The following is a 12203-nucleotide window of genomic DNA, read 5'->3' as shown; positions in this document are numbered from 1 at the left end:
GTCAGTCAAGGGAAACGGACAGCACAGGCGGTTAACTGCGAGTCAGTACACGACGCGCTTCATTATAGCGCTTTTTCCAGTATGGCTCGTTCATACTGGAGATCGTCACACCACTGCTGGTGGACGCGTGGACAAACTGGTCGTTACCAATATAGATGCCGACATGACGGCCGGTTGAACCCGCACGGAACAGAACTAAATCGCCGGTACGTAAGCTGTTACGTGAAATCGATTTGCCCATTTCCTGTTGTTCATAGGTTGAACGCGGAAGTTCTAAACCAAACTGTTCGCGGAAGGTACGCTGTACGAAACCGGAACAATCAATGCCTTTACGTGTTTCGCCGCCCAGGCGATAGCGCACGCCCTTCCAGCTGGCATACTGGTCCATTAATCGGGATTTGATATCCAGATTGCTGACCATTTTTTCAAATTCATCCTGAGAAGCTTGCAGTGAAGAGGCGTCTTCTGACCCCACAACACGCGTCTCAGGATGCATATTCTTTGCGGTGTTCGATGCGCTACAAGCTGAAAGCAGAACCGCGACTGCAATCGCCGGGATTACCCGTGAGAAGTATCTCAAGATCGGTTGAGATTTGACCATGTTGTTTATTTTCCCTTGAAGTCCTTAACGACAAATATCGTTATAAAAAATGCCAAGCGAGACGAGACTAAATACCTGCGCACTATCAGACAATTCTTTATGGTCAAATCTGTGGCGAATCGCACAAATTTATTTACAACGATAATAATTGTGGCGCTGAGGTAAAACGAGTCTGAGATTACCTGATTGAGGCGGGTAATGCGAGTAAAAATACGCACTTTTTTTATAAGTAATTGTGATAGTAAAAGTACGTTGACAGGAGAGTGGTCGGGCAGGGTAATTTAGGTTAAGTTCTGTACAACGCATTAATTTCTAACGTGATTAATGTGACAGGAAGATGACAAAGGCGCTGAAATCGAGGGGGAAATCTATCAGGGATCGGTAATGATCCCTGATGGTTATTGTTAATTTCTGTTAGTAATTTGTTTCGAATTTGTTTTATTGCCGGGCAGATAACGATTAAAGAAGGCGATTAAACGCTCACTCAATGGGGTCATCAGGCACCACGGAAGACCAATCAACGCCACCGAAAGCGACCCGACGGCAATATCAGTGAACCAGTGCGCACCGATCATTACCCGAGGGAATGCGAAAACCACAAAAATAATCAGGGCTAATGCGAAAGTCTTATGCCCGAAATAACGCCACATAAAAGCGCTGAAAATAAGCAGCATCATTCCGTGATCGCCTGGAAAACTGTCTTTAGAGGCATCTTTTGTGGAAATATGCAGCAATTCACTGACGCGATAAATATCCGGGAAAAATAGCGTCGGACTTGAGCGTTTCACCGGTATTAAGGCCTGCGCCAGCTGGTTCAGCACCACCGCGGTCAGTAGCATCACCAGGCCGATCATCAGAATACGGCGACGCCCGGCGGGACTCTCTTTTCGCCAGAACGTCAGCATCAGGTAACCCATCGCCAGCAGCGAGCAGCCGTCAAAGGCACGGTTATTGGTGATCGCCACCAGCCACAGGAAGGCGCGGCTCTCTCCCAGCTGCCGGTTAAAGAAGTGGAATATGCCGCTATCCAGCGGGAACCAGAAACCGTGGTTGACCGGCAGATACCAGGATAAAAAGAGCGCCACACCGGCGACATTAAGCAATAAAATGGGGAAAAGTCGGGTTTTCATCATCACGCCGTAAGTAATTCAATCAGGGCAACGTTAGTTCCCCGAACTTAAACGAAGCTTCAACAAGCTCGACTGTAAGGCATTCCAGTCGGTGTTAACCGCACTAATTAACTCTATTCGGCTGTCCGGCGGCGCCACGCCCTGCGTTTCGATGAAGAAATCTTCCCCCTGACGATTAATCCGTACCAGCCCATCGGGGGTACGCATTACCCCTTTCACCCGTTCAACCGGGGCAAGCCGCGCCCACTCCAGTAAACCGATGGTATCGAAGCAGGTGTCGGCGTCGAAGACCCAGCCACAGGCCTGATGCCCCTGGCCGCTGTTCAGGCTGCGACGCCAGCGCTGGTGCGCAGGCAGACTCAGTGCCGCCAGACCCTGTTTTTCGCCGTGGCTGTGGGAATGGGCTGCGCTGGCGGGCAATTCAGCAAGATTACGCCGCGGCAGGTCGAGCAGGGCATTGTCCACACTTCCCTGGGTGGTGTGCGCAAGCTGACGCTCGCCGCCAAAGTGCTGCCACCAGAGTTCCAGTGCAGCGCGGCTTTCCGGGGTGGCGCGGTCCTCTTTATTGGCAATGATGATGTCGGCGGCGGCCAGCTGATCGCGGAAATTCTCGTTCTGGACAAACTTTTCGTCCAGCAACTGACGCGGATCGAGCAGGCACAGGGTGGCGCGTAAATCGATCCACGGCTCATAGACCGGGGCGGTCAGCAGGTCGAGGATCTGCTTTGGGTGACCGAGCCCGGTAGGTTCAATCAAGAGCCGGTCGGGCTTGCCCTGTCGCAGCAGGGTATTCAGCCCCACCTGCATCGGCAGGCCGTTGACACAGCACATGCATCCCCCTGGGATCTCCTTTATCAGCGCCCCGTTATCGGCCATCAACGTGCCATCAATGCCGATCTCGCCAAATTCATTGACCAGCACGGCCCACTTTTCGTCAGGATCTTTATTGGCCAGCAGGTGGAGTATTGACGTGGTTTTCCCGCTGCCGAGAAAACCGGTAATGAGGTTGGTTTTAGTCACAGGTGCTCCAGGGTGATAAATGTAATGCTATAACAATTATCAATAATCCTGGTGGAAAAGAACAGCATTGGGAAGGGGAAGGGCGAACGGAAGACTTCCCGCTCGCCTTAAGCGCAATAAAGGTTAAAGCGACAGCGTGTCGATAATCGCCTGGCGCGCGCCCGACTGGCTGATACGCTGGTAAGCTTGGGTGATGGCCTCCACGAACCGGGGTTCCTGAGGCAGGTCGTGGCCAAAAATTTCATTCAGCGCCAGCAGGGCGGTCACGCGCTCCTCCTCGCTGCTGGTGTCGACAATTGCGCGAATTTTATCGCTTAGCGGATCGCGCACGTCAATGGCATTGCCCGCATCATCCACGCCGCTGACGTAGCGCATCCACCCGGCGACTCCCAGCGCCAGCAGTGGCCAGGCGGTGTCACGCTGAAGGTGGAGGCGGATACTCTCCAGCATTCGCTGCGGCAGTTTCTGGCTGCCATCCATCGCAATCTGCCAGGTGCGGTGTTGCAGTGCCGGGTTGGCGAAGCGGTCAATCAGGCTGTCGGCGTAGGCGATCAGATCCACCCCGGTGATGCGCAGCGTCGTCGCCTGTTCGTTAAGCATCAGACGACGGGCGGCGTCACGCAGCGCGCTGTCGGCCATGCAGTCGTTAATATGGGCGAAACCGGCCAGATAGCCGAGATAAGCGAGGAAAGAGTGGCTGCCGTTGAGCATGCGCAGCTTCATCTGCTCCCAGGGAAGGACGTCCTGCACCATCTGTACTCCGGCCACTTCCCACTCCGGGCGACCGGCAACAAAGTTATCTTCGATCACCCACTGAATAAACGGCTCGCAGCTAATGGCGCACGGATCCTCGACGCCCACTTCGCGGGCGATTTCCGCAAGGGAGTCGTCGGTGGCGGCGGGTACGATCCTGTCCACCATCGTGCCCGGGAAGCTGACGTTGGCGGCGATCCACTCCGCCAGCTCTGGCGAGCGCTTGTGGGCCATCCCCAGCACCGCATTTTTCACCACGTGGCCGTTGTCCGGAATGTTATCGCAGGAGAGCACGCTGAACGGCGCCAGGCCGCGCTCGCGGCGGCGGTGCAGGGCTTCGACCAGGATACCCGGCGCCGAGTGCGGCGCATCCGGGTACTCCAGATCGTGAATAATACGCTCGTTGCGGGTATCCAGCTTGCCGGTGGCCGGATCGATGCAGTAACCCTTTTCCGTGATGGTCAGGGAGACGATCGCCACCTGCGGCTCGCAAAACTTCTCAATAATGGCCGCCAGCGAATCGAGTTTAGCGTTCAGGCATTCATGTACCGCCCCGACGATAATCGGTTGATTTCCGTCGGCGCCTTTTTCCAGCACCGTAAAGAGATGATCCTGCGCGCGCAGCTGGCTCATCAGCGTATCGCCGCTAAACAGGCTAATCTCACAGATCCCCCAGTCGCCGCCTTTGGCGTTCAGCACCCGGTCGGTCAGGAGGGCCTGATGGGCGCGATGAAAGGCGCCAAAGCCGAAATGGACGATACGGGAGCGTAACGCCTGGCGATCGTACTGCGGCTGCAACACGTGAGCGGGTAGCGCGGTGGTGGCAATTGTCTTCATGAAATAAACACCTGATTAACCATTAATTAACAAGGTGAGTGTAAAGTTATATGACAGCAAATTGAATTGGTAAGCCGTAAATATCCGGGAACTGTGAGATGGATCAATCAATATTGCGAGGCGAGTTGACCTGTTTCCGCATGCATGTATGGTAGTCGTCATCACATGACGAAATATTGGTATAACAACTTTAGAGGGTGAATCGATGGAACAAACCTGGCGTTGGTACGGACCCAATGATCCTGTTTCGCTTGATGACGTGCGTCAGGCTGGCGCAACGGGCGTTGTCACCGCGCTGCACCATATTCCTAACGGTCAGGTGTGGCCGGTAGAAGAGATCAAAGCGCGTCAGGCGCTGCTGGCCGAAAAAGGACTCACCTGGTCGGTGGTGGAGAGTATTCCGGTTCACGAGGAGATTAAAACCCACTCCGGCGACTATCAGACCTGGATCGCCAACTACCAGCAGAGCATTCGCAACCTCGCGGCCTGCGGCATTGACACCGTGTGCTACAACTTTATGCCGATCCTTGACTGGACGCGTACCGACCTCGAATATCAGCTGCCGGACGGTTCAAAGGCGCTGCGTTTTGACCAGATCGCCTTTGCCGCGTTCGAGCTGCACATCCTGAAGCGTGAAGGCGCAGCGGCTGACTATACTGCAGAAGAGCAGCAGCAGGCGCAGGCGTGGTTCGATGCGGCAAGCGAAGCGGATATCGAAAAGCTGACCCGTAATATCATCGCTGGTCTGCCGGGGGCGGAAGAGGGCTACACCCTCGACCAGTTCCGCGCACGTCTGGCGGAGTATGGCAACATCGACAAAGCCCAGCTGCGGGAAAATATGGCCGTCTTCCTGCGCGCTATTGTGCCGGTGGCGGAAGAGGTGGGCGTGCGTCTGGCCGTTCACCCGGACGATCCACCGCGTCCTATCCTGGGCCTGCCGCGTATCGTCTCCACCATTGAGGATATGCAGTGGCTGAAAGAGACGGTCGACAGCATCAGCAACGGCTTCACCATGTGTACCGGCTCCTACGGCGTGCGGGCCGACAACGACCTGGTGCAGATGATTGAAACCTTTGGCGACCGCATTCACTTTACCCACCTGCGGGCAACCTGCCGGGAAGAGAATCCGAAGACCTTCCACGAAGCGGCGCACCTCGGCGGTGACGTGAATATGGTGGCGGTCGTGGATGCCATTCTGCGTGAAGAGAAGCGCCGTAAGCAGGCGGGAGATCTGCGTCCTATTCCATTCCGTCCGGATCATGGGCATCAGATGCTGGACGATCTGCGTAAGAAAACCAACCCGGGTTATTCGGCCATTGGCCGTCTGAAAGGGATGGCGGAAGTGCGCGGCGTGGAGCTGGCGCTGAAGATGACCAAATATCCTGAGCTTCTTTAACCGGTATTGCCGGGTGGCGGCTTCGCCTTACCCGGCCTACAAAAGCAGACACAAAAAAACCGGCTCAATGGCCGGTTTTTTGTAGGCCCGGTAAGCGTAGCGCCACCGGGCAAAACAGCCCGCACTTAGTCAGCACGACCCATATAGCGTTTTTCTTCGATATGGATACGAATTTTCTCGCCTGCGGAGAGGTATTCCGGCACCTGCACAACCAGACCGGTGGTCAGGGTCGCCGGTTTGTTACGTGCAGACGCGGATGCGCCTTTAATGCCCGGTGCGGTTTCCACAATCTCCAGATCGACGGTCTGCGGCAGCTCCAGCGCCAGCAGAACGCCATCCCAGGTCAGAACCTGCATGTCGGGCATGCCGCCTTCCGGAATAAACAGCAGCTCTTCTTCAATCTGATCTTTGGTGAAGATGTATGGCGTGTAGTCTTCTTTATCCATAAAGACGTACTCGTTGCCATCAACATACGAGAAATCGACATAGCGACGGGTCAGGGTAACGGTATCCACGATATCGTCGCCTTTGAAACGCTCTTCAACTTTCAGACCGGTACGTACATCGGCGAAACGCATTTTGTACAGCGTTGCTGCGCCACGGGCGCTGGGTGCCTGAATATCGATGTCTTTTACAATCAGCAATTTGCCGTTGTAATTCAGCACCATACCTTTCTTAATTTCGTTCGCTCTTGGCATTGCAGTAATCCTGTTAACGGGAAGGTCAAAAATATCGCGTCAAAGTACTCGCGCGCGGCATTTCAGGCAAGTGGATTTCGTGGCTTTTGCTATCAATACGTAAAAGGTGTTACTGTGCCCGTCACGCCCGCGGGAGCGGCTTTCTTTCAGGTAAAGTACGAATATGGATTGCCGTCCGGACTGCGGAGCATGTTGCACCGCCCCCTCCATCACCAGCCCCATTCCCGGGATGCCCAACGGCAAGCCTGCCAATACCCCCTGCGTGCAGCTGGACGCGCAACAGCGCTGCAAAATTTTCGGCTCGAGCTCGCGCCCGAAAGTGTGTGCTGGCCTGCAGCCGTCGCGGGAGATGTGCGGCGATACGCGCGGCCAGGCCATGACCTGGCTGCTCGAACTCGAGACGCTTACCGCGCCTTAAATATCCTTAATGCGCGTCAGGCAGAGCGTGGTGAGGATGCACATCCCCAGCGCAATCCAGAATACCGCGTGATAACTCCAGATCTCGGCCACGACGCCCGCCACGGAGCCTGCGATGATCCAGCCGACGCGGGTAGTGTTGGTATAAAGCGTGGTGGCCGCGCCAGCCTGACCCGGCATCAGATCCTGAAAATAGAGCATGCCGATCCCGGCGAGAATGCCAATATAGATGGCGTTCAGCAGCTGTAACCCAAGTAACACTACCGGCGTGTGCGCGGTGAGCATCCCGACGTAAAACAGCAAACCGGCAACGGCGGCAACGCGCATCAGGAAGCGCTTACCGAAGCGTTTTGCGTAGTAGCCCGCAATCAGCATCGTCGGGATCTCCAGCCCGGCAGCGGTTCCCATCATTACCCCCGCCAGCTTCTCGGAGAGATGCAGCTCATTAATGATAAACAGCGGCATGTTAATGATATAGAGGCTGTTGGTGCCCCACATTAACGTGCAGATGGTAAAGAGCAGCAGGGCGTCGCGACGGTTGCGGCGCGGCGACTCCAGCACCCCGGTTGCCAGCTTCGGCTCCTTGCGCATCGTCGGCAGGAAAAACCAGACCATCGCGCCGCAGACCACAAACGCCACGGCGGCGCTGATATACATCACCGCGAAGCCAAAGCCCATCGCCAGCGCATAGGCCACTGGCGGCCCCACGACCCAGGCCAGCGACACCTGGGCACGCAGGATCGAGCTGAACATCACCGCCTCGCGACCGGTATGGTCGGCATGTTCCCGGGCTAAGGCAAACAGCTGCGGGTTGGCGGTAGAGCCAAAGCTGCTGAGAAACACGCCGACAAACAGCAACACAAAGTAGTTACGGTTCCAGGCGAACAGCAGGCAGGCCAGGACACCCAGCAGACAGCAGAAGACGATCAAAGATTTGCGATCGCCCCGCTTATCTGAGCGACCGGCCAGAAACTGGCTGACCAGGATGCCGATAATGGCGCTGCCGGTAAAGAAGAACCCCACCATGGCCGGGCGGGCATGCACCTCGTTGGTGAGGAACAGGCTCAGCGTCGGGGTCTGTAACGCGCCGGCAATGCCGGTAAGAAAAGCAACAATCAAAAACGCCGATGAGGTCAAATCAAATGACTTGGGTGAGGCGGCTGCGGGAGTGGTGTGCATGTTTCTGTATCAGTGATATGAAGAGACGCGGAGTTTACGCCGCTTGTCATAAAATAGACAGATATCCTCGCCAGTTACCCCACAAAAAATCAAAACGGGTTTTCAGTCCGTCGCTGCGCTTGCTGAAGTTGCTGAAGCCGAACGGCTGTTCACCCCTGAAGGCAGCGGCCTGAAGCAAAAATGTGCTGTAACTCTAAATTCTGCAAGCTGAAATGCGGCTTTACTTGCAAGGATGCCTGGAAAGCGCAAGACTTCTTGAAACGTTTCAGCGCTAATTGGTTTACCTAACCCAAACGGATTGGCGCCTTTTTTCACATTTAAGCTGAAACGATTCAATTTCAGCAGGAGTGGAGAACTATGTTCCAGTTATCCGTGCAGGACATTCATCCCGGCGAACAGGCCGGCACTAAAGAAGAGGCTATCCGGCAGATCGCCGCCGCGCTGGTAGAGGCGGGCAATGTCGCTAGCGGCTACGTTGACGGCATGCTGGCGCGTGAGCAGCAGACCTCTACTTTCCTAGGCAATGGCATCGCCATTCCGCATGGCACCACCGATACCCGCGATCAGGTGCTGAAAACCGGCGTTCAGGTCTATCAGTTCCCGCAGGGCGTGCTCTGGGGTGAAGGCCAGGTAGCCTATGTTGCCATCGGCATTGCCGCCAGCAGCGACGAACACCTCGGTCTGCTGCGTCAGCTGACGCACGTCCTGAGCGACGACGCCGTGGCTGAACAGCTGAAATCCGCCACCACCGCCGAAGAGCTGCGCGCCCTGCTGATGGGTGAAAAGCAGAGCGAAGCCCTGAAGCTGGATAACGAGACGCTGACGCTCGACGTAGCCGCCTCCGATCTGGTGACCCTGCAGGCGCTGAACGCCGGTCGCCTGAAAGAGGCCGGTGCGGTGGATACCGCCTTCGTGGCCCACGCCATTAACGATAAACCGCTGAATCTCGGTCAGGGTGTCTGGCTGAACGACTGTGCTGAAGGCAACCTGCGCAGCGCTATCGCCGTCAGCCGTGCAACAACCGCATTCGATACCGCCGGCGAAACCACGGCGATGCTGGTGACCGTCGCCATGGCCGATGAACAGCCGGTTGAGGTGCTGAAGCGCCTTAGCGATCTGCTGCTGAACAAAAAAGCTGAACAACTGCTGAAAGCGGATGCCGCGACCCTGCTGGCGCTGCTGACCAGCGATGATGTGAACACCGATGAACTGTTGAGCGCCGAGTTTGTCGTGCGCAACGAACATGGCCTGCATGCCCGTCCTGGCACCATGCTGGTCAATACCATTAAGCAGTTCAACAGCGACGTGACCGTCACCAACCTCGACGGCAGCGGTAAACCGGCCAATGGCCGTAGCCTGATGAAAGTCGTGGCGCTGGGCGTGAAAAAAGGGCATCGCCTGCGCTTCACCGCGCAGGGTGCGGATGCTGAACAGGCGCTGAAAGCGATTGGCGAAGCCATCGCGGCGGGTCTGGGGGAGGGCGCATAATGAGCAGACGTGTTGCCACTATTACGCTGAACCCGGCTTACGACCTCGTGGGCTTTTGCCCGGAAATTGAACGCGGCGAAGTCAACCTCGTGCGTACCACTGGCCTGCACGCGGCAGGTAAAGGGATTAACGTTGCCAAAGTGCTGAAGGATCTGGGTATCGACGTCACCGTCGGCGGTTTCCTCGGCAAAGATAACCAGGATGGTTTCCAGCAGCTGTTCAGCGAGCTGGGGATCGCCAACCGTTTCCAGGTGGTGCAGGGGCGTACCCGCATCAACGTGAAGCTGACCGAGAAAGATGGCGAAGTCACCGATCTGAACTTCTCCGGTTTTGAAGTGACCCAGGCGGACTGGGAACGTTTTGTGAATGACTCCCTGAGCTGGCTGGGTCAGTTCGACATGGTCTGCGTCAGCGGCAGTCTGCCGTCCGGCGTCAGCCCGGAAGCCTTTACCGACTGGATGACGCGTCTGCGCAGCCAGTGCCCGTGCATCATCTTTGACAGCAGCCGCGATGCGCTGGTGGCCGGTCTGAAAGCCGCACCATGGCTGGTGAAACCTAATCGTCGCGAACTTGAGATCTGGGCAGGCCGTAAGCTGCCAGAATTAAAGGATGTGATTGAAGCCGCCCATGCGCTGCGTGAGCAGGGTATCGCTCATGTGGTCATCTCTCTGGGGGCAGAGGGCGCGCTGTGGGTTAACGCCTCCGGCGAATGGATCGCGAAACCGCCGTCGATGGAAGTGGTCAGCACCGTCGGTGCCGGCGACTCGATGGTTGGCGGGCTGATTTATGGCCTGCTGATGCGCGAATCCAGTGAACATACTTTACGTCTTGCCACCGCCGTTGCAGCCCTGGCCGTCAGCCAGAGCAATGTCGGTATTACCGATCGTACCCAGTTGGCCGCGATGATGGCGCGCGTTGACTTAAAACCCTTTAACTGACAGCAGGAGAGGCATAATGAAAACGCTGCTGATTATTGACTCTGCACTCGGACAGGCGCGCGCCTATATGGCGAAAACCCTGCTCGGTTCGGCGGGACATAAAGCACACCTTGATTTCATCGACAACCCGGGCGATGCCGAACTGGTTATCGTTCTCGGCGACAAAATTCCCGCCGACAGTTCGCTGAACGGCAAAAAAGTGTGGCTGGGCGATATCAACCGCGCCGTTGCACACCCGGAACTGTTCCTGAGCGAAGCGAAAGGCCATGCGGCACTCTATACCGCACCTGTCGCAGCGGCGGAGACGGCTGTTGCTGCGGGTCCGAAACGCGTGGTGGCGGTTACCGCCTGCCCAACCGGCGTAGCTCACACCTTTATGGCGGCTGAAGCCATTGAAACTGAAGCCAAAAAACGCGGCTGGTGGGTAAAAGTTGAAACCCGCGGCTCCGTGGGCGCAGGTAATGCGATCACCCCGGAAGAGGTGGCGGCTGCGGATCTGGTGATTGTGGCGGCAGATATCGAAGTGGATCTGGCGAAGTTTGCCGGTAAGCCGATGTACCGCACCTCCACCGGTCTGGCGCTGAAGAAAACCGCGCAAGAGCTGGATAAAGCCCAGGCCGAAGCGAAACCGTTCCAGCCTGCGGGCAACACTGCGGCTGCGGCTTCTGAAGGCAAAAAAGAGTCCGCTGGCGCGTATCGTCACCTGCTGACGGGCGTCTCCTATATGCTGCCGATGGTGGTGGCGGGCGGTCTCTGTATTGCGCTCTCCTTCGCCTTTGGTATCGAAGCCTTTAAAGAGCCGGGTACCCTGGCAGCGGCGCTGATGCAGATTGGCGGCGGCTCGGCGTTCGCGCTGATGGTGCCGGTCCTGGCGGGTTACATTGCGTTCTCTATTGCTGACCGTCCGGGTCTGACTCCAGGTCTGATCGGCGGTATGCTGGCTGTGAGCACCGGCTCTGGCTTTATCGGCGGGATCATCGCGGGCTTCCTCGCAGGCTACATGGCGAAGCTGATTAGCTCGAAGCTGAAACTGCCGCAGAGCATGGAAGCCCTGAAACCGATCCTGATCATTCCGCTGATCTCCAGCCTGGTGGTTGGCCTGGCGATGATCTACCTGATCGGTAAACCGGTTGCGGGCATCCTCGAAGGCCTGACCCACTGGCTGCAAACCATGGGCACCGCCAATGCGGTCCTGCTGGGTGCAATCCTCGGTGCGATGATGTGTACCGATATGGGTGGTCCGGTGAACAAAGCATCTTACGCCTTCGGTGTCGGCCTGCTGAGTACCCAGACCTATGCGCCAATGGCTGCCATTATGGCGGCGGGTATGGTGCCACCGCTGGCGCTGGGCCTGGCGACTATCGTTGCCCGTCGTAAGTTCGACAAGGCGCAGCAGGAAGGTGGTAAAGCGGCGCTGGTACTGGGCCTGTGCTTTATCACTGAAGGGGCGATTCCGTTCGCTGCCCGTGACCCGATGCGCGTTCTGCCATGCTGTATCGTCGGTGGCGCGGTGACCGGCGCTATCTCTATGGCGATTGGCGCGAAACTGATGGCGCCGCACGGCGGTCTGTTTGTTCTGCTGATCCCGGGCGCCATTACGCCAGTGCTGGGTTACCTGTTTGCGATTATCGCCGGTACCCTGGTAGCGGGCCTCTCTTACGCGGTGCTGAAACGCCCGGAAGCTGAAGCGGTTGCCGCAAAAGCAGCATAATCTTTCTTCATCCGAAAAGGGCAGAGGCGACTCTG

At 56.8% G+C, this 12203-nt stretch carries 11 protein-coding genes; 5 read left to right on the top strand and 6 right to left on the bottom strand.

Going from position 1 to position 12203, the window contains the following annotated elements; translation table 11 throughout:
- Positions 1-31: 31 nt before the first annotated feature.
- The 4 genes from mepS to WFM46_RS00360 all read right to left on the bottom strand — a co-directional run bounded on the left by mepS (position 32) and on the right by WFM46_RS00360 (position 4341).
- Positions 32-601, bottom strand: a complete 570-nt coding sequence (gene mepS / locus WFM46_RS00375) for a bifunctional murein DD-endopeptidase/murein LD-carboxypeptidase (protein WP_103180364.1) — start codon at positions 599-601, stop codon at positions 32-34.
- A gap of 404 nt (positions 602-1005) precedes the next feature.
- The gene (locus WFM46_RS00370) at positions 1006-1737 is read right to left on the bottom strand and encodes a phosphatase PAP2 family protein (RefSeq protein WP_336996873.1); all 732 of its coding nucleotides are present in this window, start codon (positions 1735-1737) and stop codon (positions 1006-1008) included.
- A 27-nt stretch (positions 1738-1764) separates the two neighbouring features.
- Positions 1765-2751, bottom strand: coding sequence for a CobW family GTP-binding protein (locus WFM46_RS00365; protein WP_336996872.1), 987 nt, complete (start codon positions 2749-2751; stop codon positions 1765-1767).
- Positions 2752-2874: 123 nt separating this feature from the next.
- On the bottom strand, positions 2875-4341 hold the full coding sequence (locus WFM46_RS00360; protein WP_180210015.1) for a fructuronate reductase: 1467 nt from the start codon (positions 4339-4341) through the stop codon (positions 2875-2877).
- Positions 4342-4546: 205 nt separating this feature from the next.
- Between WFM46_RS00360 and uxuA the strand changes: the two genes are divergently transcribed.
- The gene (gene uxuA, locus WFM46_RS00355) at positions 4547-5737 is read left to right on the top strand and encodes a mannonate dehydratase (RefSeq protein WP_103180357.1); all 1191 of its coding nucleotides are present in this window, start codon (positions 4547-4549) and stop codon (positions 5735-5737) included.
- A 125-nt stretch (positions 5738-5862) separates the two neighbouring features.
- On the opposite strand, the gene yeiP is transcribed toward uxuA, so the two are convergent.
- Entirely contained in the window at positions 5863-6435 is a 573-nt protein-coding gene (gene yeiP / locus WFM46_RS00350; RefSeq protein WP_014884579.1) for an elongation factor P-like protein YeiP, read from the bottom strand.
- 163 nt (positions 6436-6598) lie between these two features.
- Here yeiP and WFM46_RS00345 point away from each other — a divergent pair, with 163 nt between their 5' ends.
- On the top strand, positions 6599-6853 hold the full coding sequence (locus tag WFM46_RS00345; protein ID WP_103180356.1) for a YkgJ family cysteine cluster protein: 255 nt from the start codon (positions 6599-6601) through the stop codon (positions 6851-6853).
- On the opposite strand, the gene setB is transcribed toward WFM46_RS00345, so the two are convergent.
- Complete coding sequence (gene setB, locus WFM46_RS00340; RefSeq protein ID WP_336996871.1) at positions 6850-8031, bottom strand: sugar efflux transporter SetB; 1182 nt, start codon at positions 8029-8031, stop codon at positions 6850-6852. The genes WFM46_RS00345 and setB overlap by 4 nt on opposite strands.
- Positions 8032-8388: 357 nt before the next feature.
- Between setB and fruB the strand changes: the two genes are divergently transcribed.
- From fruB to fruA, 3 genes are read left to right on the top strand one after another with little or no spacing between them, the layout of a single operon-like run.
- Positions 8389-9519 (top strand): fused PTS fructose transporter subunit IIA/HPr protein, encoded by a 1131-nt coding sequence (gene fruB, locus WFM46_RS00335; protein ID WP_159339597.1) that lies wholly within the window; start codon positions 8389-8391, stop codon positions 9517-9519.
- A complete protein-coding gene (gene fruK / locus WFM46_RS00330; RefSeq protein WP_103180352.1) occupies positions 9519-10457 on the top strand; it encodes a 1-phosphofructokinase in 939 nt (312 codons plus the stop codon). The genes fruB and fruK overlap by 1 nt, the downstream gene beginning before the upstream one ends.
- A gap of 16 nt (positions 10458-10473) precedes the next feature.
- A complete protein-coding gene (gene fruA / locus WFM46_RS00325; RefSeq protein WP_263950405.1) occupies positions 10474-12168 on the top strand; it encodes a PTS fructose transporter subunit IIBC in 1695 nt (564 codons plus the stop codon).
- The last annotated feature ends 35 nt before the right edge of the window (positions 12169-12203 follow it).

Origin of the sequence: Leclercia sp. M50 (genome assembly GCF_037150775.1) — a bacterium.
Classification (GTDB): Bacteria; Pseudomonadota; Gammaproteobacteria; order Enterobacterales; family Enterobacteriaceae; genus Enterobacter.
This window is presented reverse-complemented; position numbering and strand designations above follow the sequence as displayed.